Genomic DNA, 24450 nt, shown 5'->3' on the forward strand with positions numbered 1-24450 from the left:
AGGATCGTGCGAGTAGCCATCGTTGCGGAATCGTTCTTGCCCAACATGAACGGCGTCACCCACTCGGTGATCCGTGTCCTCGAACACCTCGACAAGACGGGGCACGACGCCATCGTCATCGCCCCGGACAACCCGTCCGGTCCCAGAGCCGCGACGTGGCACGACAACGTTCCGGTGCATCGGGTGCCGTCCGTCATGGTGCCGAAGGTGAGCTCGCTGCCCGTCGGTGTGCCGGGCCTCGGGATGGTCTCGGCTATGCGCGCCTTCGCCCCCGACGTCGTGCATCTGGCGTCACCGTTCCTGCTCGGAGCGGGCGGCCTGGCCGCCGCCAACCGACTGGACGTGCCCGCGGTGGCCGTCTACCAGACCGACGTCGCCGGTTTCGCCGCCAGCTACGGACTGGGCCTCACCTCGAAGGCCGCGTGGCGCTGGACCAGGAGATTGCACCGCGGCGCCGCCCGCACCCTGGCTCCGTCCACCTCGGCCGTCGACGCGTTGGAATTGCACGGCATTCCGCGCGTGCACCGGTGGGCGCGAGGAGTCGACGCCGTCCGCTTCGCACCCTCGGCCACGTCGCAGACGCTCAGAAGCCAGTGGGGAGCGGACGAGAAGCTGATCGTCGGATTCGTCGGCAGGCTCGCCCCGGAGAAGCACGTCGAGCGGCTCGCCGTACTGGCCACCGACCCGTCGATCCAGTTGGTGATCGTCGGCGGTGGACCCGACACCGCAGCGTTGCAGACCCTGATGCCGAGCGCGATCTTCACCGGACAACTCGGCGGCGACGAACTCGCTCGGGCCTACGCCAGCTTCGATATCTTCGTCCACCCCGGCGAACACGAAACCTTCTGCCAGGCAGTCCAAGAGGCCCTCGCCAGCGGCGTCCCCGTCATCGGGCCCGACGCCGGGGGCCCGCGCGATCTGGTCTCGCATTGCCGCAACGGCTACCTGCTGCCGGTCGACAAGTTCACCGAACTGCTTCCCAGCGCCGTCGGAGCCCTCGCCGAACCCACCACCCGCGCACGATTCGGTGACGCGGCCCGCAAATCGGTGCTGCACCGAACCTGGCCCGCCATCTGCGACGAGCTGATCTCGCACTACTACGACGTGCAAGGCATCACAGCGCCACAGGCAGTGAACGTTGCTTGAGTAGTCTGGACCTCGTGGCCCAGACATCACGCGCAACCCTGGCAAAAGAGCCCCACGAGGTGGCGTCGATGTTCGACGGCGTCGCCCGTCGATACGACATCACCAACACGGTTCTGTCGTTCGGGCAGGACCGGAGTTGGCGCAAACTGACTCGGCGCGCCCTCGCTCTCGAACCTGGCGAGCGGGTACTCGACCTCGCCGCAGGCACCGGCGTCTCCACCGTCGAACTCGGTCGCAGCGGAGCCTGGTGCGTGGCCACCGATTTCTCCAAGGGCATGCTGCAGGCAGGACTGCAACGAGGTGTGCCGATGGTCGCAGGTGACGCGATGGCGTTGCCCTACGCCGACGCCAGCTTCGATGCCGCCACCATCTCTTTCGGCCTCCGCAACGTCTCGGATTTCGACGCCGGCCTGCGCGAGATCGCCCGCGTCACCAAGCCCGGTGGCAGGCTCGTCGTCTCGGAATTCTCCACGCCGGTGTTCGGTCCGTTCCGCACCGTGTACATGGAGTACCTGATGAAGGCGTTGCCGAAAGTCGCTCGCGCGGTGAGCAGCAACCCCGACGCGTACGTCTATCTCGCCGAGTCCATCCGCGCGTGGCCGACGCAGGAACAACTGGCACAGCGGATCACCGACGCGGGCTGGACCGACGTGCAGTGGCGCAACCTCACCGGCGGAATTGTGGCTCTGCACAAGGCAATTCGCCCCTGACGCTCCCTGGTGTCACGAAAAGGGCGGCCGGGAATCGATTTTCAGCGATCCGGTTCCCGACGCCCGCCAGGTGCGGGCGACGAGGTCGCTGTCCGCTTCGGTGATGAGGTTGCCCATGCAGCGGACGGCGACTTTCATCAGTGCGCGTGAGCGCATGCCCACCGGTCCTGCTGCGGGCAGGAATCTGGGCACGGTCAACAGTCCGGCGAGGCGTCGAGCGATGGAGAAGGACTGCCCGTAGTGCTCGCGCAGCAGGCTCGGCCAGGCGTCGGTGAGGTCGGGGTGATCGAGCAGGTCGACGACCATGCGACCGCCTTCGAGTCCGTAGTCGATGCCCTCGCCGTTGAGTGGGTTCACGCAGGCTGCGGCGTCGCCGATGATGGCCCAGTTGGTGCCCGCGATTCCCGAGACCGCGCCGCCCATCGGCAGCAGCGCCGACGCCACCGAGCGCAACTCCCCGCTGAGATCCCATTCGCCACGGCGCTGGTGGGTGTAGAGGTCGAGTAGGGGGCGCAGCGCTCCTGGTGCCGGCCTCTTGGCGGTGGCCAAGGTGCCGACGCCGATGTTGATGGTTCCGTCGCCCAACGGGAAGACCCAGCCGTAACCGGGCTGCAGAGTGCCTGCGGCGTCGCGTAATTCGAGGTGCGAGCTGATCCACTCGTCGTTGCTACGGCCCGAGTCGATGTAAGCGCGAGCAGCGACGCCGAATGCGGTGTCGCGATGCCATTGCCGCCCGAGTTGCTTGCCCAGAGTCGAGCGGACACCATCGGCGACGATCAATGTGCGGCAGGAGATCTCGTGTGCACCGTCAGCGGTCTGAAGGGTTACCGAGCGGACCGAAGTGCCGTCGCGGGTGACGGCGACGGCCTTGGCTCCCTCGGCCATCACGGCTCCGGATTCGACTGCGGCGACGCGAATCCTGTCGTCCAGTTCGGTTCTGGGAACCGCACTTCCGATGGTCGGCAGTGATCTGCTCGGCCACTCGAGTTCCAGTTCCTGCCCGAATCCGCTCAGGCGCAGTCCTCGGTTGCGCGCTTTGCTGCGCACCCACTCACCCAGACCGAGCTGATCGAGCTCGGCGACGGCACGTGGCGTCAACCCGTCACCGCACGTCTTGTCGCGGGGGAACACTGCCGCGTCGGCCAGGACGACGTCGCGGCCCGATCGCGCGGCCCATGCCGCAGCGGACGATCCTGCGGGGCCCGCGCCCACGACCAGAACGTCGGTCGTGGTGGGTGGGGCGGGGTGGGGAGTGCTCACGTGTTCCAGTATCCCGACTTCTACGAACTGGTGCGTCGAGGGTCTCCGTTCGCCGCCGTGTGAACGCGTGGTGGTGGCCGTGCGTGACGTCGGCTTCCAGCGAGAACTCGCGGTCACCAGCAGAATTCCGCACGTGATCCTGCTCGACGCTCTGATGGCTGCACCGACCGACGCATCGGGCGACAGGGCGTCGGCAGCGATGGCCGTGACGCTCGAAGTCATCTCCGGCAACCTCGGTGAGTGAAGCGTCACCTGTGGTCGGTGACACCGTCCCACCGGTGTGCACGCTAGGTTCACTACGGTAGAAGGCGAGCAGCGGCGCTTCGCCGCTGCCGCCGGCATGTCGACGACAGGACAGGGACCAACATCGTGAGTACAGACGACGCTGCCGTAGCAACGGTCGTTGCCGGAGTCGACCTGGGTGACCCGGAGCTCGCGCGATCCGTCGCCGACGGCCTCGCACGCGTCGAAGAACTGATGATCAGCGAACTCTCCGACGGTGAGGAGTTCCTCACCGAGGCCGCGCTGCACCTGGCCAAGGCCGGCGGAAAGCGATTCCGGCCCCTGTTCACCGTGCTCACCGGCCAACTGGGACCGTCGCCGACCGATCCGGCGATCGTCACTGCGGCCACGGTCGTCGAACTGGTTCACCTGGCGACGCTCTATCACGACGACGTCATGGACGAGGCGTCGATGCGTCGAGGTGCCGAGAGTGCGAACTCACGCTGGGGCAACAGTGTGGCGATCCTCGCGGGCGACTACCTGTTCGCGCACGCGTCTCGTCTGGTGTCCACGCTCGGACCCGACGCCGTCCGCATCATCGCCGAGACCTTCGCAGAACTCGTCACCGGCCAGATGCGCGAAACCATCGGGGCCAAGAGCACCGACGATCCCGTCGCGCACTACTTGAAGGTCGTGTGGGAGAAGACCGGCTCGCTCATCGCCTCGTGCGGACGCTTCGGCGGAACGTTCTCCGGCGGCGATGCCGAGCATGTGGGACGCCTCGAGCGCCTCGGTGACGCCGTCGGTACCGCCTTTCAGATCTCCGACGACATCATCGACATCTCTTCGGCCACCGAGCAGTCCGGCAAGACTCCCGGCACCGACCTGCGGGAGGGCGTACACACTCTGCCGGTGCTCTTCGCGCTGCGCGAAGAAGGTGCCGACGGCGATCGACTGCGCGAGATCCTCGCCGGTCCGGTCACCGAGGACGCTCTGGTCACCGAGGCTCTGGAGCTGCTCCAGCGTTCACCCGGCATGGTCTCGGCCAAGAAGACACTCGGCGAATACGCCGCCCGGGCACACGCAGAACTTGCACTGCTGCCACAGGGCCCGGCCAACGATGCACTCGGCCGGTTGGTGAATTACACCGTCGAGCGCGTCGGGTAGTCGGCTCGGACCTCGGCCGGGAACTGCCGGTCGGGGTGCTTTCGTTGAATCGGGTAGTAACACCCGGTACGAGGAGGCACCTTCAGACATGAACGGTTACGCGAACGGCGCGAAGACTTTCGGCCTGCTGGTCGGGATGTCGGCGCTCATCGTCTTCATCGGCTCGCTGTTCGGTAACGCGACCATTCTCATCGGCTCCATCGTGTTGGCAGTCGGCGTCAACGGTTACGCGTACTTCAACAGCGCGAAGATGGCCTTGCGGTCGATGCATGCCGTGCCGGTGAGCGAGCTCGAGCAGCCGGCGATGTATCGGATCGTGCGGGAGTTGGCGACGACGGCTCATCAGCCGATGCCCGCGCTGTACGTCAGCCCCACCAACAACCCCAACGCGTTCGCGACAGGACGCAACCCGCGCAATGCAGCGGTGTGCTGCACCGAGGGCATCCTGCGCATCCTCGACGAGCGCGAACTACGCGCGGTGCTCGGGCACGAGCTCTCGCACGTCTACAACCGAGACATTCTGATCTCGTCGGTGGCGGGAGCGATGGCTGCTGTCATCTCCGGCTTGGCCAACCTGGCCTTTTTCGCCAACATCTTCGGCGGACGCGGCAACGGAGGCCCGAACCCGATCGCGCTGCTCCTGGTGTCGATGCTGGGGCCCATCGCGGCCACCCTGGTTCGGCTGGCCGTCTCCCGTTCGCGGGAGTACCAGGCAGATCAGTCGGGAGCCGAGCTGACCGGAGATCCGCTGGCCCTCGCGTCGGCGCTCCGCAAGCTCGAGCAGGGGGTGCAGTTGGCACCGTTGCCGCCCGAGCCGCGGTTGGCGGCGGAGTCACATCTGATGATCGCCAATCCGTTCCGCATCGGCGACAAGGCAGGGCAGTTGTTCGCCACCCACCCCCCGATGGCCGACCGCATCGAACGCCTCGAACGGATGGCCGGCCACCGGCCGTACTGACGCCGAGCCTGCGGAACGACCCAGGTGAGATGCCGCTCTATCGGTAGTTGACGAACTGCAGTGCGATGCCGAAATCCTCGCTCTTGAGCAGCTGCTGGATGGCTTGCAGGTCGTCGCGCTTCTTGCTGCTCACGCGCAGTTCGTCGCCCTGGATCTGGGCCTTGACGCCCTTGGGGCCGTCGTCGCGGATCTTCTTGGAGATCTTCTTGGCGTTCTCGGTCGTGATGCCCTGCACGAGCTTGCCGGTGACCTTGTAGACCTTGCCGGACGCGGCCGGATCGTTGGTCTCGAAGGCCTTGAGGGAGACGTCCCGTCGGATCAGCTTCTCCTTGAACACGTCGAGGGCGGCCTTGACCTTCTCCTCGGATTCGGAGGTGATGACGATGGTCTCGGACTCGCCGCTGCCGGACCATTCGATGCTGGTGTCGGATCCACGGAAGTCGAAGCGGGTCGCCAGCTCCTTCGCGGCCTGTCCGACGGCGTTGTCCACTTCCTGTCGGTCGACCTTGCTCACTACGTCGAAGGACGAATCAGCCACTTCTCACACTCTCCAGTCGAATCGAAAATTTGATTTTGCGGTGGTGTCGGTCCACATCCCGCTGGGACTTTATCGGCCCGCTACCGACCGTATCCACCCGGTTTGCGTTCCGGGGGGACGTTCGTTGTATTCTTCTCACCGCGCCGAAGAGCAGTACGGGCTTCGATCGCATCACGGCAGATTGCCCGAGCGGCCAATGGGAGCGGACTGTAAATCCGTCGGCTTATGCCTACGTAGGTTCGAATCCTACATCTGCCACACCTGGAACCCCGGCGAGGATTTCTCTCGCTGGGGTTTCCATGTGAAGAGGGACCAGAACGGCTCGCTGACCACGCAATTTGGTAGTCGGCGCTCGGAATGTGTAACCTCTTGAAGGCTTCAGCGCACGGCAACATGCGTAGTTGCTCGCCCCCTTAGCTCAGTCGGTAGAGCGTTTCCATGGTAAGGAAAAGGTCAACGGTTCGATTCCGTTAGGGGGCTCGCTGGATTGGATGGCTCGACGTCGCGTTCCCCGCGTGGGATGGTGGACGGTGAGCACCTGAGGCGGTGTAGCTCAGTTGGTAGAGCAAACGACTCATAATCGTTGCGTCGCCGGTTCAAGTCCGGTCACCGCTACACAGTAGGCAAGCACGACCAGTAGCACTCATGAACAGTCCTGATTGACCCTGATCAGATTTACCCGAAAGTAGGCGTCCAGTGGCCTCCTCCACCGATGTGCGGCCCAAGATCACCTTGGCCTGCGAGGTTTGCAAGCACCGCAACTACATCACCAAGAAGAACCGTCGGAACGATCCCGACCGCATCGAGCTGAAGAAGTTCTGCTCCAACTGCGGCACGCATCGGGCTCACCGCGAATCTCGCTAGTCCGCTCGGCTCGCTGGTTCGCAGTTCCGTTCAGCAGTCGGCGCCCGGCGTTAGGACACACTTCTCCACCTAACGGCTCTTGCGTCCAGGGTAGAAAAGGTTGTCTTTCCGTGTCACAAGCTCCACAGGATGTCCCGGCCATGGATGTGTCCGCTCACGCGGCGTCCATGGTCGGTTTTCATTATCGCGTCGACGACTTCTACGAGGTCGGCCGCGAGAAGGTTCGTGAGTACGCGCGTGCGGTTCAGGATTTCCACCCCGCGCACCACGACGAGGACGCAGCGAAGGGCCTCGGTTACGACGGTCTCCTCGCGCCCTTGACCTTCATTTCACTGGTGGGCATCATCGCGCAGACGCGGATGTTCAAAGAGGTCATCACCGGCTACGACCCGAGTCAGATCCTGCAGACCGATCAGCGACTGGAATTCCACCGGCCGATCCAGGTCGGCGACCGGTTGATCTGCGACGTCCACCTCGAGTCCTTTCGTCAGATGAGTGGCAGCGACATCATGACCACCAAGAACATCGTCACCGATCAGAACGGTGAGGTCGTGCAGACGACCTGGACGACCATCGTGGCCCGTACCGGTGGCGAGATCGACGAGAACATCGCGCACGCGGTCAAGGAAGTGATCATGCATGGCGCTTCGTAATTTCGGCGACGTGTCCGTCGGTGACGAGCTTCCCGAGCGCATCGTGTCCCTGACCCGCGGCGACCTGGTGAACTACGCAGGCGTGTCGGGCGACCCCAATCCCATCCACTGGAGCGACGAAGTCGTCGAGTTGGCCGGACTGGACAACGTGATCGCGCACGGCATGCTGACGATGGGTCTCGGTGCCGGCTTCGTCACCTCGTGGCTCGGCGATCCCGGTGCGGTCACCGAATACAACGTGCGCTTCACCAGCTCGGTGTACGTCCCGGCGGACGCTGCGGCGTCGGTCGAGTTCACCGGCAAGATCAAGTCGATGGACGACGAGAAGCGCACTGCGACCGTCGCCATCGTCGCGAAGTTCGAGGGCAAGAAGATTTTCGGGAGAGCCACCGCAACGGTGCGCTTGGCCTGAGCATGGTCGATCCGGTCGAGGTAGTCCACGGCCGGGACGACGGGATTTATCTGTTCCGAAGGGTGTGCAGTACACTGAGATTTCTGGGGTAATTCGGCGCTCTGCGCTGCCCGCGTCCTCTTCCCGAGGGTGCGTGGGCCGCGTGTACGAGCCGGATGGACACCAGAGCGGCCGAGAAGTTTCGGCCGAAGGGGCGTAGCTCAATTGGTAGAGCAACGGTCTCCAAAACCGTAGGTTGCAGGTTCAAGTCCTGTCGCCCCTGCCCAAGGTGTCAGCAACTGAGAGGAACGACGTGAGCGAGGAGCGCGGTAAGCGCGACGGTCGATCGGAGGAGGAGTTCGAGAACTCCTCGGCCTCGGACGACGTCGCACCTGGCTCCGAGGGCCGTCCTTCCGATGCTGATACCACTGCCGGTGAATCCGCTGCAGACGCCGTGGTGCCCACCGGCAAGCGATCCACCAGCAGGTCCCGCGGTAGTGCCTCGGGCGTGTCGATGTCCAAGGCTCCGGCCGCATCCACCGCGCCGGCCAAGGCCAAGACCGGTAGGACTCGATCGGGCAAGGTCAAAGCCGACAAGCGGCCGAACGTGTTCCTGCGTCTGCTGCAGTTCTTCCGTGAGGTCGTCGCCGAGCTTCGCAAGGTCATCTGGCCGAACAAGAAGCAGATGGTCACCTACACCAGCGTCGTGCTCGTCTTCCTGACGTTCATGGTCGCCTACATCAGTGGCCTCGATCTGCTCTTCATTCAGGGCGTCGGCTGGCTGTTCGGCTGACCGATCGCAGCTGCGTGACATATCGACGATCGAACCGAGCAGGAAACTAGAGAAAGGGTGCTGACGTGAGCACGCCGCACAACGACGCCACCGAAGTGGCCGCATTCGACGCCGATGTCGAGGCGACCAAGCAGGGCCTCGAAGCGGAGCAGGCCGCTCAGGACCGCGAGACCGACGAAGCCATCAAGGCCGACGTCGCCGCTGCTACCGGTGAGGATGTCCCCGCCGAAGACGGCGAGACCGCCGATGCAGATGTGACAGCCGAGCCCGAGGATCCCGTTGCCGAGATGAAGGCGGCTCTGCGCCGCGCTCCCGGTGACTGGTACGTCATCCACTCGTACGCAGGCTACGAGAACAAGGTCAAGGCCAACCTCGAGACCCGCGTGCAGAACCTCGACGTCGGTGACTACATCTTCCAGGTGGAAGTTCCCATCGAAGAGGTCACCGAGATCAAGAACGGCCAGCGCAAGCAGGTCAACCGCAAGGTTCTGCCCGGCTACATCCTCGTCCGCATGGAACTCAACGACGAGTCCTGGGGAGCTGTCCGCAACACCCCAGGCGTCACCGGTTTCGTCGGTGCCACCTCGCGGCCGTCACCGTTGACCATCAACGAGGTCGTCAAGTTCCTCATGCCGCAGGAAGGTGCCAAGAAGGACGCGAAAGCGACCGCAGGCGCAGCGGAGCAGGGCGGCGACACCACGTCGAAGCCCACCATCGAGGTCGACTTCGAGGTCGGCGAGTCGGTCACCGTCATGGACGGCCCGTTCGCGACCCTCCCCGCCAGCATCAGCGAGGTCAACGCAGAGCAGCAGAAGCTCAAGGTGTTGGTATCGATCTTCGGCCGTGAAACACCGGTCGAGCTCGGCTTCACCCAGGTCTCCAAGATCTAGAAGCCGCGCGCACAGACTTGCAGTAGCAACCGCAAGAAACCCGAGCGAATACAAGGAAAAAGAAATGCCCCCGAAGAAGAAGAAGCTAGCCGGGATCATCAAGCTTCAGATCCAGGCCGGTGCCGCCAACCCGGCACCGCCCGTCGGCCCCGCACTGGGCCAGCACGGCGTCAACATCATGGAGTTCTGCAAGGCGTACAACGCCGCGACCGAGTCGCAGCGCGGAAACGTCGTGCCGGTCGAGATCTCGGTCTACGAAGACCGCACGTTCGACTTCAAGCTGAAGACTCCTCCCGCTGCCAAGCTGCTGCTCAAGGCCGCAGGCGTGGCGAAGGGCTCCGGCGAGCCGCACAAGACCAAGGTCGCCAAGGTGACCATGGACCAGGTGCGCGAGATCGCCAAGACCAAGCAGGAAGACCTCAACGCCAACGACATCGATCAGGCCGCGAAGATCATCGCCGGCACTGCTCGCTCGATGGGCATCACGGTCGAAGGCTGATTCTCAGCCCCTCCAAGCATCACACGTGGGAGAGCCGGCCAGGCTCGTCAACCACACTGAACTCGAACGAAGGACAGTAAGACATGGCAAAGCGCAGCAAGGCCTACCTCGAGCAGGCCGCAAAGATCGACCAGGACAACCTCTACTCGCCTCTCGAAGCCGCGAAGCTGGCCAAGGAGACCGCGTCGAGCAAGTTCGACCCCACCGTCGAGGTCGCAGTGCGTCTCGGCGTCGACCCTCGCAAGGCCGACCAGATGGTGCGCGGCACCGTCAACCTTCCCCACGGCACCGGCAAGACCGCTCGGGTTATTGTTTTCGCCGCTGGTGAGAAGGCTGCAGAGGCCGAGGCAGCAGGAGCCGACGTCGTCGGCGCAGAAGATCTGATCGAGCGCATCCAGGGCGGATTCCTGGACTTCGACGCCGCGATCGCCACCCCGGATCAGATGGCCAAGGTCGGCCGTATCGCCCGTGTCCTCGGACCGCGTGGCCTGATGCCGAACCCGAAGACGGGCACGGTCACCAACGATGTGACCAAGGCCGTCAACGACATCAAGGGCGGCAAGATCAACTTCCGCGTCGACAAGCAGGCCAACCTGCACTTCGTCATCGGCAAGGCCTCGTTCGACGAGACCAAGCTGGTGGAGAACTACGGCGCAGCGCTGGACGAGATCCTGCGTGCGAAGCCGTCGTCGGCCAAGGGTCGTTACGTCAAGAAGGTCACCGTCTCGACCACCACCGGACCCGGCGTCCAGGTCGATCCGAACCGCACGCGCAACCTCCTCGAGGACGACGCGAACGCGTAATCATCTCAGCACCACTGCGAAGGCCGGCACCGATCCATCGGGTGCCGGCCTTCGTCGCGTGATGGGTCCGTCTCGCCTATGCAGCGCGCGCCCGCGCGAAGTTCGCCAGGATGATGCCGGCGATGCGGTCGAGCAGTGCGGCGGGCAGGTCGTGGGCCATCCCGTCGATCAGAGTCAGCTCGGCGTCGGGGACGGCGCGGGCGATGGCCTTACCGCCCGACGGCCGCACCAGTTTGTCGGCGGTGCCGTGGATGACGGTGGTCGGCGCGGTGATCTTCTTCGCGTACGGCCGCAGGCTGCCGGTGCCGGTGATGGCAGCCATCTGACGGACGACTCCGGACGGGTTGTAGTTCCGCTCGTACATCACCTGCGCGATCTCCAGTTGCTCCTCGAGCGGAGTGCGGTAACCGGGGGAACCGATCGCGGCGAGCGTCTTCGCCGAGTGCGCGATGATCTCGTCCCTGGTGGCGTCCTTCCCGACTCCGCCGATGAGCGGCAGCAGCGCGCGCGGATCGGGCGGCGGCAGAAACGGCTCGTTGGTGCTCGAGAAGAGGATGCCGACCGACTTCGTTCGTTCGGGATAGCTTCCGGCGAAGACCTGGGTGATCATCCCGCCCATCGAGGCACCGACGACGTGCACCGAGTCGATGTCGAGATGGTCGAGCACGCCGACGGCGTCGGCCGCCATGTCCGTGATCGTGTACGGCACGTCCGAGGACATCCCGAACTCGTGCCGGATCAGGCGCAGGATCTGGGATCCTCGCACTTTCTGCCCGGCCATCTTGGTGGACAATCCGATATCGCGATTGTCGATTCGGATCACCCGGTAGCCGGCGTCGACGAGGCGGGTGCAGAAGTCCATGGGCCACAACGTCAATTGCGCGGACAGGCCCATGATGAGCAACACTGCGGGATCGTCGATCGATCCCATGTCCTCGTACGCGATCTCGACGGAGTTCGTCGGCGCGACACCTTGTTCGATTCTCATGTTCTCGTTCCTACCAGCCGGGCTCACCGAGTACCGGAACCACCAGGTAACTCGGATTCTTCGGATCGATGTCGATGTCCTGTCTGCGCAGCCGCGTACGGACCAGATCCGGCAGGATCGGGATGAACCGCGGTGCGTCGGTGGCGAATACGCTCACGCGTAGGCGGTGGCCGGACGCGATGACGGCCTCGGTGGTGAGGATGTCGATGTCGAGGGCGATGGGTTCGCCCACGGGTACCGGGAGCAACGCTGCCTCGGTGAGTGGATGGTACGGACGGGTGTAATCGCCGTTCGGGGCGAACAGCGATCGCTCGTCGTCGACGGCTCGGCGTGAGGCGAGCAGGGCTCCGTTGCTGAGCACGATCGATCGGCCGCTCGGGGCGACGTCGCATATCATGATGGCCCACATCGCTTCCGGTGCATGGCAGACGACGCGTAGGTGCAGGTTCATGGGGCCGGACAGGACGGTGTCCGACTCGGCAGGTGCGGTGGTGAAGGTGACTGCTGCGCTCTCCGCGAATCGATTGTCGTAGGTGAAGCCGCCGCCCAGGACTGCCGTCACGCCGGCGAGAACCTGTGTGGTGTCGCGAGATACGACGGCTCGCAGTGACGGGCGCACTGTGAGGACGTCGGATTCGGCGGCCGGTTCGCCGGTGAGGCTGCCGTGGGCGAGGGCATGGGGCGCGGTGCCCGAAGCCGCTGCCGACAGGTAGAGCCGGCGGGGTTGCGCCCGGGGAGCCGGAAAGCGTCCGTGCGCAGTCCAATTGCCACCCTGCTGACGCAGGGTGACGGGGCCGTAGTTCTCGATTCCGTTGTCCACGTCGCGTAGCCACTTGTCGAACCAGGCGCGCTCGAGTACGTCCAGGCGAGGCGGAAAGCCCGGCTCGCCGAAGCCGATTCCCGGGTTGCCGTGGTAACCGTCGCCGACGAGCAACTGCTTGAATCCGCGTTCGAGAGCGAGCCGATTGTAGATGTCCGGTGCGGAACCGCCGAAGATGTCGTGCCAGCAACCGTACAGAAATGTCGGTGCCGCGATGTCTTCGATGACGGCATCGATGGTGTCGTAGTACTCGTTGTCGTAGATTCGCGGATCTCCGCCTGTGACAAAGCCTTTGGCCAGGTCGAACAGATTCGTGGCCGGGGATCGAACGCGATCGCGGAGCCAGGCGAACGTGTCGACTCCGCATACCGCGGGTGCCCATTTGAGCCCGTTGACCGCCGCGAGCCACAGTGGAATGAACGCCGAGGTGGCCCCTCCGGTGGCAAAGATTTCACGCACGATATCCACCGAGCCCTCGACCGCAAATATCGCGTCGAGCCCGGCGGGCTGCTTGGCCGCGGCCTGCAGCGCATTGATCGCGGAGTACGAGATGCCGGCCATCCCGATCCGGCCGTTGCACCAATACTGGCGTCGGGCCCACTCGATCACCTCGAGCGAGTCGAGCTGTTCCCGGGGACCCAGCACGTCCCAGGTGCCCGAGGAACTGCCGGTTCCGCGGACGTCGACGATCATCTGGACGTACCCGCTCCGCACGAGATGGCGGTTGACCGAAAGCAGGTCGGCGGCCCCGCCCGCCACCACTCGGGTGATCTCGGTGATGCCGTCGAATCTGGTTCCGGTCAGGTCGAACGCGGACGAGAAGGTTCTGATGGCACTGCCGAGAACCGGGGTCTCGAGGATGGTGTCGATGCCCTTGATCAGCAGCTTGTTGTAGGGCGTGAGGTTCAGGACGGTGGGAAACGTGCCCTCGACCGCGCGTCCCGACGCGTCCGCGGGGCGAAAGACGTATGCGCGCAACGCCGTCCCGTCGCTCATCGGGATGCGCACGTTCGCCGTGATGGACACGCGAGGGTAGCGCGGTTGCTCGCGCACGATCTCCGCCCACGCCGCTGCCGCGTCGCCGCCGCTGGGATCGCGTACGGGTTGCAGGAGGGGGTGGGGCTGCACGGCAGTCATGAAGATCGATTAGACCTTCGAACGACCCTGTTTGTCCTGCGGAACGCGGATCGGTCGTAATCTGCTCCAACAAATGTCGCGCCCAGCTGTGTTTTGTTGGGAACCCTCTCAACAAAAGTTGAGTGACGCTATGGGGGGTACCAGACTTTTCCGGTCAGCGAGTCGTGAGCCCGCGGGATTGCTACGTTCTGGCGGTCCGAAGTGACATGGGACACCGATCGTTGCAGGGGAGCACGAATGCACGTAGAAGCACTGTTCGGAGACGGATCGTTGCGTCCGGTCTGGCCGCACGCGGATGCGCTGATCACCAATGAATGCCCGGGGCTTCGCTTCGCCGGAAAGTACGCGGACGTCGTTGCCCTGAGCAACGGTGATCCCACTGCGCTGCGGCCCTTCATCGACGAGGACACCCGCCGACGGGTAGCGGCGATGGCACCCCCGGTGACCGAGACCGCGCTGGTGTTCGGGGCCAACGGCTTCCTCGGCGCCCACCTGATCGGTCGACTGACGCGTGATGCGGCGGTGGAGATCGTCTACGCGATGGTTCGTCCCACCGAGGAGGAAACAGCCCTCGAGCGTCTGCAGCGCACCTTCGACCAGTACGAGATCGCGGTGGACGCAGACAAGATCCGCATCGTCGAGGGCACTCCCACGAAATTCCGGTTCGGTCTCGACAAGACCGCCTACTACGACCTGGCTGCCGGAGTGGGACAGATCTTCAACTGTGCCAGTTCCACCGATTACACCGAGAGCTACGCCGAGCTGCGCGACGACTGGTTCGTCAGCGTGCTGCGCATCCTCGAATTCAGCATCACCTCCACCCGCAAGCATCTGACGTACGTGGGCAGTATCGGTGCCCACCTCTATCAGAAGCCCGAGGATTTCCGTCGTCCCGATTCGTGGTGGTACTCCGGGTACGCGCAGATGAAGTGGGTCAACGCAACGCTGCTCGGGTGGCTGTCGATGTCGGACACCTACTCCGTGACCCTGTGCGAGGCTCCTTACATCCTCGGAAGCACCGAACTCGGTCGTGATCCGGGCAGGGTCTACAGCTTCTGGCGCATCATCGAACTGGCGATCGCGGCCGGTGCCATCTGGGACGGCCCGGGGATGAACTACGTTCCGGTCGACGTGATGTGCGACGTCATGGCGAGCAACTCGTTGCGCAGCCATCCTCTGACGAGGCTGTTGCCGAGCAATCCCACCGGCTACGGTCACGATCTCTACGCCGACCTTCTCGGGCTCGATCTGGTGAGCTGGGAGGAGTTCAAGGAGCGCGTCAGCGCGCGCATCTCTCCTCGATTCGCCGAGACGATGCTGGCCGACAACATCGATCAGCTCATGCGCCTGGTGCACAAGCCCGAGGCGATCCTGCCCGTCGACCACGACATCTCCTGGTGCGATCACCGCCGACTCTTCGAGCTCTACTTCGAGAAAGCACAGCTCAAGACGCTCACGCCCGCCGCCGTCAACTGACGTGGCGGACGGATTCGAACCCACCTCGGTGCGCCTTCGGGACGTACCCATCGGCCGCGAGGTGTCCAACGGCGTTCTCTCACTGGGCTTCTACGTGGTGTGTGGGGTGATCGGGTTGCTGCCCGGGTCGGTGCGGAACCGGGCAGCCGATGCCTTCGTGACCTGGTCGGAGAGCGTCGACGAACAGCGGCACAGCTGATGTCGTGGATTCGGTTAACGCTCGCCCTCGGTGCAGTGCTGGCAGCTCCGTTCGCGCTGTTCGTGTACTGGCGGACCCGGTTCTTCTTCCGCGATCCGCACCGCGAACCACCGGCCGATCCGCGGGCGGTGCTCGCCCCGGCCGACGGGTTCGTCACGTACGTCAAACGCGTGGAGGCAGGCAGTACCGCGTTCGCCGTGAAGAAGGGACGGACGATCGTCCTCGACGAGATCGCAGGAGTCGCGTCGAGCGACAGTGGCTACCTGATCGGGATCTACATGTCCGAATACTCGGTGCACCGCAACCGAATTCCGGTGTCGGGCACCGTCGGCATGCGTCGCCACCGGTCCGCAGCACCGTTCAACAAGTCGATGGCGCGTGTCGGCGCGAACCTGTTGACCCGGCGCACACCCTACGACGAGGGCTGCGACTACCTGCTCACCAACGAGCGGCTCACCATCTCGATCGAGCACGAGTCCGGTGCCGTGGTGACGGTGACGCAGATTGCCGATCTCTGGGTCGACCGCATCGTCGCGCACGTCGCCGTCGGAGACACCGTCGAACGCGGTGAGCAGTACGGGATGATCCGCTTCGGTTCTCAGTGCGACGTGTTCGTGCCGGACGCACTCGTCGACGAGATCACCGTCCGGCCAGGTAATTACGTGTTCGCCGGGGAGACGACGGTGGCCCGTTCACCGATCCTCGTCGACGGCAGTCAACGGAGCGAAGAGGAACGATGATCACGATCGAAGAGGTCGACGGCAAAGCCGGCTGGCGCGAGTTCGAAGCCGTCTCGGACCTGGTCTACCAGGGCGACCCGTACCGCCTTCCCGACGAGTCGATGGACCTGCGTCGAGTGCTCATCGCGCCGCCGCCCTCGGTCGCCGCCACCCGTATCACCAATGCATTCCTGGCGCGCGAGAACGGAATTGCCGTCGGTCGCATCGTGGCCATCCACGATCTGTCGTTCACCGAGTACACGGGGGAGTCGATCGGCTTCTTCGGCTTCTACGAGGCCGTCGACGATCACGACGTCGCGAAGGCGTTGCTCGACGCTGCGGCGCAATGGCTTTCGGCGCGCGGGCTCGGGACGATATCCGGGCCGTTCGGTCCGTCGATGTTCTACAGCGCAGGCATCGTCGTCGACGAGATCCCGGCACTGCCCCTGGTGGGGATGCCGCACAATCCGCTGTACTACGCGGCCCACTTCGAGAAGTGGGGTCTGATGGCGGTCAAGGACTTCTACAGCTACCTCTTCGACGACCCGTGCATCATCTACAACGACCCCAAATACGCGCGGCACATGCAGATCTTCGAGAAGATCAAGGCGCGATCGGAAGTGACGTTCCGGTCGATGAAGTACCGGACGCTGCGCCGCGACGCACGCATCGTGCGGGACCTCTACAACAAGACGTTCGTGAACTTCTGGGGCTTTTCGCCGCTGTCCTACACGGAATTGTTCGAGCTGTTGAAGATGATGCTTCCGGTCATCGACCGCCGGCTCACCCTGCTGGCCGAACTCGACGGTGAGCCGGTCGGCTTCCTGATGGGAATCCCGGACGTCAATCAGGCCGCCGCGAAGGCGTCGCACCTGAAGTCGCGCTGGGCGCGAGACCTGGTGACGCTGTGGCACGTCAAGCGTCCGGGTCGCACGGAAGTGATCGACGGCGTGCGGGTGGACATGCTGTTCGTCGATCCCGATTGCCCCGATCGAGCGGTGTCCTCCCTGCTGATCATGGAGATGTCGGTGCGCATGCGCGACCTCGGGTTCACCCGCGTCGAAGCGGCTCCCGTGCTCGACGACAGTCCGTGGATGAGGGGCTCGGTCCTGTCGCGGACGAAACTCGCCCCGCACCGCACGTATCGCATCTTCAGCCGGGAGTTGACGTAGATGACCGACACGATCTCGCGAAGCGACCGGCAGTTGAGCAGGGGAAACATCGGCGACCGGTGGGGCCGACTCGTTGCGCGTCGTCGCTGGGTGGTGCTGGCGATCTGGACGCTGCTGGCGGTGGGATCGGCGGTTCTGTATCCGGCGCTGCAGAATTCACTCGTCGGGGCCAACTTCTCGGTGCCGGGCACCGAATCGAGCCGGGCCGACGATCTGATCGAGCGTCACTTCGAATCGTTCGGCTCCGAACAACTCGTCGTCACGTTCACCTCCGAGTCGGTGAACACATCGGACCCGGCGTTCCGTGAGCGAGTGGGGGAGGTCGTCGGTCGGCTGCGGCAGTCCCCGGACGTGCTGCGAGTCGTCGACCCCTACGAGACCGCAGGCTTCGTCCCGACGATCTCCGAGGACGGCACGTCGGCGCTCGCGTTCGTCGGTATCGGCGGGGAGGCCAGCGATCGGATCGCGGTGGCCGAACGCGTGCAGGAGATGATCGGCGCGGCGTCCGGCGACGGCGTCGAGGTGGCGGTGACGGGATATTCGCCGATGACGGTCGATCTCACCCGCGTCGAATCCGAGGACGCAGTGCGGGCCGAGAGCATCGGTCTTCCCATCGCCTTCGTGGTCCTGGTTCTGGCGCTGGGGTCGGTGGTCGCGGGCATCGTGCCGTTGGTCTCCACCGGAATCGGCGTGCTGGCGGCGTTCGGGATGTTCGCGCTGTTGTCCAACGTGATGACGTTCGACGTTCTCGTCACCACCGTGGCGGCGATGTTCGGTCTGGGCCTGGGAATCGACTACGCGCTCTTCATAGTCAGTCGATTCCGTGAGGAGATCGGTCGAGCCGGACCTCCGGAAGATCCGGACCGGACCGAGCGCGCGGTAGGGGCGGCGATGGGTACGGCCGGGCACACCATCGTCATCTCCGGTCTGGTCGTGTTGATCGCACTCGGAGCCCTCGCCATCGTCGACGTCCCCGCGGTGCGCAGCATCTCGCTGGTCGTCGCGCTCACCATCGCCACCGTCGTCGTGGTCGCGTGGACCCTGCTGCCGGCGATTCTCGCCGTGCTGGGACCGCGCATCGGGGCCTGGTCACTGCCGCGCAGATTCCAACCCCCGTCGGTCGACGAGCACGACGCCGCCGTACCCACGTGGTGGTCGCGGTGGGCGCAGCACGTCATCGAACGTCCGTGGCGCTACACGGCCGCGTCGGCCGCGGTCCTCATCGTCTGCCTGATTCCCATCGGTTCGATCTCCTACGGCGTCGACCTCGGTGCCGATGCGCTGAGCGCGGAACCGTCCGGACGGGCCAACACGGTCCTGACCGAGAAGTTCGCGCCCGGGACCATCTCGCCCATCACCATCGTGTTCACGGGTGAGGACGACAGTCCGTTGGGCCCGCAGCAGATGGCCACCGTCAACGCGTTCGCCGACTTCGTGCGCGGCGACGATCGCGTCGCCTACGCGTTGGCTCAGCCGGAGGGCGGACGGTCGTTGCTGATCGTGGTTCCGTCGGTGCCGATCGACTCGACGGAGGCCGCCGATCTCGTCGGGTCCCTTCGTGCCCAGGCACTCGTCGCCGGTGACACGGATGGCACGAACGTCTCCGTGGGTGGCACCACCGCACTCGTGGTCGATGCCTCCGACGAGATCTCGGGCAAGTTCGCCTGGGTCGTCGCCGCTGTCCTGGTCTTCTCGCTCTTCTACTTGGCCGTCGTCTTCCGCAGCGTGGTGATTCCGCTCAAGGCCGTCGCCATGAACCTGCTGGTCACCGGAGCAGCGTTGGGTGCGACCGTCGCCGTCTTCCAATGGGGTTGGGGGTCGAGCATCCTCGGGTTCGAGAGCCCGGGCTACATCCAGGTGTATCTACCGGTGACGGTGTTCGCCGTCGTCTTCGGCCTGTCGATGGACTACGAGGTGTTCCTCATCGGCCGCATGCGTGAGGTGTTCGTGCGGGGAGCGAGCAACGACGTGGCCGTCGTCGACGGCATCGAGCACACCGCCAGGCCGATCACGGCCGCCGCCGCGATCATGGTCGCCGTGTTCGCCAGCTTCCTCACCGCCGACGTGCTCGAGCTCAAACAGTTCGGCTTCGCACTCGCCATTGCGGTGCTGTTCGACGCGGTGCTGGTGCGCATGATGATGGTGCCGGCGATGATGAAGCTGTTCGGCGAGCGCAACTGGTGGCCCGGCTCGGACCGTAGGAAAGCCGTCACCGGCTCCGGGCGCTACGAGGCCGTCGGCAGCTGAGCGCTCGCCAGGACGGCACCCCCGGACGTGCGGATCTCGATCTCGGTCACGTCCTGGCGCAGCACCGCGGCGTTCATCCGGCACTCGATGGTGATGTCACTACCGAGGAACGTGCCGGACGGGAGTTCGACACCCGATCGGTCGACGAGAACCACCTCGTACGGCCCACGATCGGAGATGCCGTCCATCTCCAGGACGGTCTCGGTGCCCCACGTGTGGGCAACCAGGCCTCCTTCTATGTCGACGCTCGGCGTACTCGTCGTGAACGCGACCTCCTCGTACGCGCCGAGGGTTCCGGGCGGACCGGTGATCGCGGTGGGCGGATTCGTAGGGTCCTGGCGGTAGGCATCGACTCCGAGCACGACCCCGCTGCCGACCACCACGCCCACGATTGCGGCCGCAGCGGCAAGTCCTGCTGATCTGCGCTGCACTCCCAACCGCTGCCGTCCGAACCGCTGCGTGCCGAGCTGCTGGATGCCCGCCTGTTCCTCGGAGTCGCCCGTCGCGACGAGGATTCGCTCGCGCAGGTCGGGTGGCGTCGGAGATTCGAGCCAGGGCTCGGTCGGTCCACGGCGGCCGAGAAAATCCGTCATCGCGCGCAATTCGGCGATCTCGGTGTCGATCGTGGGGTCCGCCGCGGCGAGCTCGCGCAGTTCGGAGGTTTCGGCGTCGTCGAGATCGTCGCCGACGGCAGCGGCGATCAACTCGGCTCGGCGATCGGGTGATGCGCTCATGTTTCCTCCTTTCCGTCGAGGTGGTCTCGTAGGGCTCGCAGTGCGTAGAAGGTGCGGGTGCGCAGTGTTCGTACGGCAACCCCGGTCGATTCCGACAACTCCGCGTAGGTGCTGCCGCTCAGGTGCACTGCGACGACGACCTGACGATGCTCGGGGGAGAGCAGGGCAAGCGCGGCGATGATGCGGAGCCGCTCGTCGATGTCGGGGCTGGTGTCGCGCGTGACCCCGCCCGAGCCCCGATCGATGTCCTCGATCCGGTCCGAGGCCGGCATCGGCATCCTCGTCAGCGACCGCTGAACATCGACGATCACGTTGCGTTCGATAGCGAACAGCCACGTTCGCAGCGACCCGCGCCTCGGCTCGAACCGGGACCGCGCTCGCCAGGCCCGAAAGAAGGTCTCCTGAACGCAATCCTCGGCCAGAGTTCTGTCGCGAAGAGCGTTGACGGCGAACCCGAGCATGGCCGACGCGTGCTCGTCGTACGCGGCAGCGACGTCGAAGTCCAGTTCGATCACGCTCCCGATGCTCATGACAGTGGATACGTCGGTCGACCCTCGGACGTTCATGCCGAAGGCGGGAAATATTTCTTTACCGAGCTTTGAACATTCTGGCATCGGCGCTCGTACACCTTGCACGGGCTCGCTTGCCCGATACTCCCACGGAAGGCACACGAGATGACCAGACGCTCGATCCCACGCCCGGCAACGTCGATCCGATCCACCGCCACCGCCGTCGTCGGTGGTACGGCCACCGCCGCCGCGCTGATGCTGTTCGCCGCTGCCCCGGCCGGTGCCGATACGCCTGTCGCCGAACCGGATTCGTTCACCAGCGCGTTCACGGCCATGGCCACTCCCGACCAGGTGCTCAACGGTGAGGGAGTCGCCACTCCGGGGCAGCCCGGCGCGATGGGCACCTTCACGCTGCGCATCAACTCCGATCTCGACATCGTCTGCTACGACATCGCGCTCGAAGGCGTGACCGGCGACTACATGAGCCCGGCCAAGACCGCCACGCACATCCACCAGGCGGCAGCGGGCGCAGCAGGACCTCCGCGTCTGGCATTCCCCAACCCGACCCCCATCGGCGACGGCCCGCGTACCAGCAGCGGCTGCATGCAGGGACCGTTCACCACCGGCCTCACTCCGGCCGGTGCCGATGCGGACAGCGGTACCGGATTCACCCTCGATCAGATCGAAGCCGATCCCGCGGCATTTGCCGCCGACACCCACACCGTCGACTTCTCCGCGGGAGCGGTGCGCGGACAGCTGACCCAGATTCCGGTCGGATCGGTGGCAACCGGAGGTGGCGGCTCGGCAGTCGCGGCGTCCGATTCGGCGTCGAGCTCGGTGGTTCCTGTCGTCGGCGCAGTGGCTCTGGGCGCGATGGTCGTTGCGGGCGTGACGTTCGCGGCTCGACGCGAGGTGCGGAGCTGAGATATTCGGTCCTGATCGCGGCCGCAGCCGCGGCGGTGGTGGTGGGCTGTTCCTCGCCACCGCCACCGCCACCGCCACCGGCGACGGCCCCGACACCGGCAGCGTCCGTGGCCTCGCAGTCGTCGTCGGGCGCTGCCCCGACTGCGCCCGCAGTGGACTCGGTGCGACCGGCCCCGACGCGGGTGAGCGCCGAGGACATCGATCTCGACGAACCGTTGATCGGCCTGGGTCTCACCGAATCGGGGGAGATGCAGGTGCCCACCGACTACGACGACGTCGGGTGGTTCACCGGAGGTGGCCGTCCCGGCGCGATCGGCAGCCCGACGGTGATCGCCGGGCACGTGGACTCGACGACCGGCCCCGCGGTGTTCGATCGTCTGTCGGAACTCGGAGCCGGCGATATCGTCGCGGTCGAGGACGAGGCGGGTGGTCGAGCCGAGTATCGCATCGACGAGATCGGGGACTACGGCAAAGCCGAGTTCCCGACGGCACTGGTCTTCGGTGCGGTGCCTGCCGACGAGATCCGGCTCATCACGTGTTCGGGTGACTTCGATGCAGCCGTGGGCAGCTACGAGCGCAACCTGGTCCTGTACGGGGTGCGCATATGACAGTGCGAACATCGAACGTTTTGGAGTTGACACCGAACGTGTTGTAACCTGGTCGACGGTTCGGATCACGAGTGCTCGCACTTGTGCCCTGACCGCCCAATCAAGTTCTACCCAAGACCGTTGGTCACCGCCTTCTCGAAGGATTCGCTTCCGGGAGTTGCGCGGTTGAAGGTCCGAGATCGCTTCGGACGGCCCACGCAGGAGAACGAGGTAGGGAACCTGTATGCAGTCCTCGTGGCTGCCGCTCGTTCACGCCCCGTGTGCTTCTTGCGCCGGGGCGTTCGTCGTTTTCCGGCCCTCTCGCGATCGACACAACTTCCCACGAGAGGAGGCGAAGTATGGCAAAGCCCGAAAAGGTCTCAGCAGTATCGGAGATCACCGAACAGTTCAAGGGTTCGACGGCTGCCGTCGTCACGGAATACCGTGGCCTGTCGGTGTCCGGTCTGACTCAGCTCCGGCGTGCGCTCGGCGAAGGTGCCACGTACTCCGTCGCCAAGAACACCCTGGTCAAGCGCGCAGCTGCCGAAGCCGGTATCACCGGCCTCGACGATTTGTTCGTCGGACCGACCGCCATTGCATTCATCAAGGGCGAGCCGGTCGACGCTGCGAAGGCCATCAAGGCCTTCGCGAAGGACAACAAGGCCTTGATCGTCAAGGGCGGCTACATGGACGGCGCAACGCTGTCCGTGGACGAGATCAACAAGATCGCAGACCTCGAGTCGCGCGAAATCCTGTTGGCCAAGCTCGCCGGCGCCATGAAGGGCAACTTGTCGAAGGCTGCAGGCCTGTTCAACGCTCCCGCATCGCAGTTCGCGCGTTTGGCGTTCGCGTTGCAGGAGAAGAAGGCTGCCGGCGCACCCGCCGCAGCCGAGGCACCTGCAGAAGCAGAAGCACCGGCGGAAGCTCCCGCCGAAAGCTGATCCGCTGGTATCGGCGAACAGCTCAGCTCCACACCATCACCGAACACCAGTCGCGGATCAGCGACCAGGTACTTACAGGAAGGACCCGCCACCATGGCGAAGCTCAGCACCGAAGAATTGCTCGACCAGTTCAAGGAGCTCACCCTCCTCGAGCTCAGCGAGTTCGTGAAGGCATTCGAGGAGACCTTCGAGGTCACCGCAGCCGCTCCCGTCGCAGTTGCAGCAGCAGGCGCAGCCGGTGCTCCGGCTGAGGCTGCCGAGGAGCAGGACGAGTTCGACGTCGTCCTCGAGTCGGCCGGCGACAAGAAGATCCAGGTCATCAAGGTCGTCCGTGAGGTCGTCTCCGGCCTCGGCCTGAAGGAAGCCAAGGACCTCGTCGAGAGCGCTCCGAAGGCAATCCTGGAGAAGGTCGCCAAGGATGCAGCCGAGGCTGCCAAGGAGAAGCTGGAAGCTGCCGGCGCAAAGATCTCCGTCAAATAAGACCGCTTCACTGCAGTCGTACTTCACGCTCTGAAATCGAGAGCGGGTCGAGGGGCCGTTCCCACTTCGGTGGGAACGGCCCCTTTTCTGTGTTCATGGTGGCACCGGATGACGCGTCGTTGTGATCGGTCACGGACTCCGCCGGATCGCGTGACACTCGCTCCGCACCACTGTTTACTCGACCTCGCCGAAGTCCGAAGCGTTCCGAAGGGTTTCGGCCGTCATTGTTTGTGGTGTGTCACAGCTTTGCAACGCAGGGACTTGTCACAGTTCTGGCGAGTCGGCGACCGTGTCGCGTGAGATGAGCCACACTGATGCAAGCTCTACAGCCTGACTCGGGGAAGTTCTTACTGGGCGGTAAGCTCCTGTGTCGGAGCGGACACGTGCATGGGTTACAGTGACGCAACCCACATCTGGGTCGATGTGTACGAATTGTGGAGGTCAGCGTGGGAGTCGAGGTTTCGGTCGAGGGATTGACCAAGTCTTTCGGTGTACAGAAGATCTGGCAGGACGTGACGTTGACCCTGCCGAAGGGTGAAGTCAGTGCTCTCCTCGGTCCGTCCGGTACCGGTAAGTCGGTCTTCCTGAAGTCGCTGATCGGTCTGCTGCGGCCCGAGCAGGGC

Annotated in this window: 28 protein-coding genes and 4 tRNA genes; 26 read left to right on the plus strand and 6 right to left on the minus strand. The window is 64.8% G+C overall.

Features of this window, described 5'->3' with window-relative positions; genetic code table 11:
* Positions 1–6: 6 nt before the first annotated feature.
* Positions 7–1146, plus strand: coding sequence for a glycosyltransferase family 4 protein (locus CH295_RS15205; RefSeq protein WP_212556176.1), 1140 nt, complete (start codon positions 7–9; stop codon positions 1144–1146).
* A 14-nt stretch (positions 1147–1160) separates the two neighbouring features.
* Positions 1161–1856, plus strand: a complete 696-nt coding sequence (locus CH295_RS15210; protein ID WP_094741163.1) for a demethylmenaquinone methyltransferase — start codon at positions 1161–1163, stop codon at positions 1854–1856.
* A 12-nt stretch (positions 1857–1868) separates the two neighbouring features.
* Here the strand turns inward: CH295_RS15210 and CH295_RS15215 are convergent, their stop codons facing one another.
* Positions 1869–3116 (minus strand): geranylgeranyl reductase family protein, encoded by a 1248-nt coding sequence (locus CH295_RS15215; protein ID WP_037187102.1) that lies wholly within the window; start codon positions 3114–3116, stop codon positions 1869–1871.
* Between the two features lie 79 nt (positions 3117–3195).
* Between CH295_RS15215 and CH295_RS27815 the strand changes: the two genes are divergently transcribed.
* From CH295_RS27815 to htpX, 3 genes are all read left to right on the plus strand, one after another.
* Positions 3196–3360 carry a hypothetical protein gene (locus CH295_RS27815; RefSeq protein ID WP_170945917.1) on the plus strand — a complete coding sequence of 55 codons (165 nt, stop codon included), beginning with the start codon at positions 3196–3198 and terminating at the stop codon, positions 3358–3360.
* Between the two features lie 125 nt (positions 3361–3485).
* Positions 3486–4505 (plus strand): polyprenyl synthetase family protein, encoded by a 1020-nt coding sequence (locus CH295_RS15220; RefSeq protein WP_008713814.1) that lies wholly within the window; start codon positions 3486–3488, stop codon positions 4503–4505.
* An 88-nt stretch (positions 4506–4593) separates the two neighbouring features.
* Complete coding sequence (gene htpX, locus CH295_RS15225; protein WP_037187105.1) at positions 4594–5463, plus strand: zinc metalloprotease HtpX; 870 nt, start codon at positions 4594–4596, stop codon at positions 5461–5463.
* Positions 5464–5500: 37 nt separating this feature from the next.
* On the opposite strand, the gene CH295_RS15230 is transcribed toward htpX, so the two are convergent.
* The gene (locus tag CH295_RS15230) at positions 5501–6001 is read right to left on the minus strand and encodes a YajQ family cyclic di-GMP-binding protein (protein ID WP_037187107.1); all 501 of its coding nucleotides are present in this window, start codon (positions 5999–6001) and stop codon (positions 5501–5503) included.
* Between the two features lie 175 nt (positions 6002–6176).
* Between CH295_RS15230 and CH295_RS15235 the strand changes: the two genes are divergently transcribed.
* The 11 genes from CH295_RS15235 (at position 6177) to rplA (ending at position 10894) form a co-directional block, all read left to right on the plus strand.
* Positions 6177–6259: transfer RNA gene (locus CH295_RS15235), tRNA-Tyr, on the plus strand.
* 149 nt (positions 6260–6408) lie between these two features.
* A tRNA-Thr gene (locus tag CH295_RS15240) sits at positions 6409–6481 on the plus strand.
* A 62-nt stretch (positions 6482–6543) separates the two neighbouring features.
* Positions 6544–6616: transfer RNA gene (locus CH295_RS15245), tRNA-Met, on the plus strand.
* Positions 6617–6697: 81 nt separating this feature from the next.
* A complete protein-coding gene (gene rpmG, locus CH295_RS15250; RefSeq protein WP_027498281.1) occupies positions 6698–6865 on the plus strand; it encodes a 50S ribosomal protein L33 in 168 nt (55 codons plus the stop codon).
* 140 nt (positions 6866–7005) lie between these two features.
* Entirely contained in the window at positions 7006–7518 is a 513-nt protein-coding gene (gene hadA / locus CH295_RS15255; RefSeq protein WP_052047287.1) for a (3R)-hydroxyacyl-ACP dehydratase subunit HadA, read from the plus strand.
* Complete coding sequence (gene hadB / locus CH295_RS15260; RefSeq protein ID WP_037187111.1) at positions 7505–7930, plus strand: (3R)-hydroxyacyl-ACP dehydratase subunit HadB; 426 nt, start codon at positions 7505–7507, stop codon at positions 7928–7930. The genes hadA and hadB overlap by 14 nt, the downstream gene beginning before the upstream one ends.
* Before the next feature lie 189 nt (positions 7931–8119).
* A tRNA-Trp gene (locus tag CH295_RS15265) sits at positions 8120–8192 on the plus strand.
* 30 nt (positions 8193–8222) lie between these two features.
* On the plus strand, positions 8223–8702 hold the full coding sequence (gene secE, locus CH295_RS15270) for a preprotein translocase subunit SecE (protein WP_037188687.1): 480 nt from the start codon (positions 8223–8225) through the stop codon (positions 8700–8702).
* A 65-nt stretch (positions 8703–8767) separates the two neighbouring features.
* Positions 8768–9592: a transcription termination/antitermination protein NusG gene (gene nusG / locus CH295_RS15275; protein WP_037187113.1), complete on the plus strand. Its 825-nt coding sequence runs from the start codon at positions 8768–8770 to the stop codon at positions 9590–9592.
* A gap of 64 nt (positions 9593–9656) precedes the next feature.
* A complete protein-coding gene (rplK, locus tag CH295_RS15280) occupies positions 9657–10091 on the plus strand; it encodes a 50S ribosomal protein L11 (RefSeq protein ID WP_008713829.1) in 435 nt (144 codons plus the stop codon).
* A gap of 83 nt (positions 10092–10174) precedes the next feature.
* On the plus strand, positions 10175–10894 hold the full coding sequence (gene rplA, locus CH295_RS15285; protein WP_027498276.1) for a 50S ribosomal protein L1: 720 nt from the start codon (positions 10175–10177) through the stop codon (positions 10892–10894).
* 76 nt (positions 10895–10970) lie between these two features.
* Here rplA and CH295_RS15290 read toward each other — a convergent pair whose 3' ends face one another.
* Together CH295_RS15290 and CH295_RS15295 are read right to left on the minus strand one after the other, a co-directional pair.
* On the minus strand, positions 10971–11882 hold the full coding sequence (locus CH295_RS15290; RefSeq protein ID WP_094741164.1) for an alpha/beta fold hydrolase: 912 nt from the start codon (positions 11880–11882) through the stop codon (positions 10971–10973).
* A gap of 10 nt (positions 11883–11892) precedes the next feature.
* Positions 11893–13839: a CocE/NonD family hydrolase gene (locus tag CH295_RS15295; RefSeq protein ID WP_094741165.1), complete on the minus strand. Its 1947-nt coding sequence runs from the start codon at positions 13837–13839 to the stop codon at positions 11893–11895.
* Between the two features lie 237 nt (positions 13840–14076).
* Here CH295_RS15295 and CH295_RS15300 point away from each other — a divergent pair, with 237 nt between their 5' ends.
* The 5 genes from CH295_RS15300 to CH295_RS15320 are packed head-to-tail and all read left to right on the plus strand — an operon-like array spanning position 14077 to position 19652.
* Complete coding sequence (locus CH295_RS15300; RefSeq protein WP_094741166.1) at positions 14077–15315, plus strand: SDR family oxidoreductase; 1239 nt, start codon at positions 14077–14079, stop codon at positions 15313–15315.
* A gap of 1 nt (position 15316) precedes the next feature.
* On the plus strand, positions 15317–15514 hold the full coding sequence (locus CH295_RS15305) for a hypothetical protein (protein ID WP_037187118.1): 198 nt from the start codon (positions 15317–15319) through the stop codon (positions 15512–15514).
* Entirely contained in the window at positions 15514–16254 is a 741-nt protein-coding gene (locus CH295_RS15310; protein ID WP_094741167.1) for a phosphatidylserine decarboxylase, read from the plus strand. Before CH295_RS15305 ends, CH295_RS15310 begins: the two co-directional genes overlap by 1 nt.
* Positions 16251–17405, plus strand: a complete 1155-nt coding sequence (locus tag CH295_RS15315) for a hypothetical protein (protein ID WP_094741168.1) — start codon at positions 16251–16253, stop codon at positions 17403–17405. Before CH295_RS15310 ends, CH295_RS15315 begins: the two co-directional genes overlap by 4 nt.
* Positions 17406–19652 (plus strand): MMPL family transporter, encoded by a 2247-nt coding sequence (locus CH295_RS15320; protein ID WP_094741169.1) that lies wholly within the window; start codon positions 17406–17408, stop codon positions 19650–19652. It abuts the gene before it with no gap.
* On the opposite strand, the gene CH295_RS15325 is transcribed toward CH295_RS15320, so the two are convergent.
* Entirely contained in the window at positions 19631–20386 is a 756-nt protein-coding gene (locus CH295_RS15325; protein ID WP_094741170.1) for a hypothetical protein, read from the minus strand. The two genes, CH295_RS15320 and CH295_RS15325, sit on opposite strands and share 22 nt — an antisense overlap.
* Positions 20383–20916 (minus strand): sigma-70 family RNA polymerase sigma factor, encoded by a 534-nt coding sequence (locus tag CH295_RS15330; RefSeq protein WP_230596135.1) that lies wholly within the window; start codon positions 20914–20916, stop codon positions 20383–20385. Before CH295_RS15330 ends, CH295_RS15325 begins: the two co-directional genes overlap by 4 nt.
* 144 nt (positions 20917–21060) lie before the next feature.
* On the opposite strand from CH295_RS15330, the gene CH295_RS15335 reads away from it, so the two are divergent.
* The 5 genes from CH295_RS15335 to CH295_RS15355 all read left to right on the plus strand — a co-directional run.
* On the plus strand, positions 21061–21819 hold the full coding sequence (locus CH295_RS15335) for a CHRD domain-containing protein (RefSeq protein ID WP_037187126.1): 759 nt from the start codon (positions 21061–21063) through the stop codon (positions 21817–21819).
* Positions 21820–21926: 107 nt separating this feature from the next.
* Complete coding sequence (locus CH295_RS15340) at positions 21927–22427, plus strand: class F sortase (RefSeq protein WP_252342052.1); 501 nt, start codon at positions 21927–21929, stop codon at positions 22425–22427.
* 338 nt (positions 22428–22765) lie between these two features.
* Entirely contained in the window at positions 22766–23347 is a 582-nt protein-coding gene (rplJ, locus tag CH295_RS15345; RefSeq protein WP_032380459.1) for a 50S ribosomal protein L10, read from the plus strand.
* Positions 23348–23440: 93 nt separating this feature from the next.
* Positions 23441–23827 carry a 50S ribosomal protein L7/L12 gene (gene rplL, locus CH295_RS15350; protein ID WP_032380460.1) on the plus strand — a complete coding sequence of 129 codons (387 nt, stop codon included), beginning with the start codon at positions 23441–23443 and terminating at the stop codon, positions 23825–23827.
* Between the two features lie 446 nt (positions 23828–24273).
* A partial coding sequence (locus tag CH295_RS15355; protein WP_170945918.1) for an ATP-binding cassette domain-containing protein occupies positions 24274–24450 on the plus strand: 177 nt, incomplete at its 3' end.

The sequence above is a fragment of the Rhodococcus sp. 14-2483-1-2 genome (assembly GCF_002259405.1).
GTDB lineage: Bacteria > Actinomycetota > Actinomycetes > Mycobacteriales > Mycobacteriaceae > Rhodococcoides.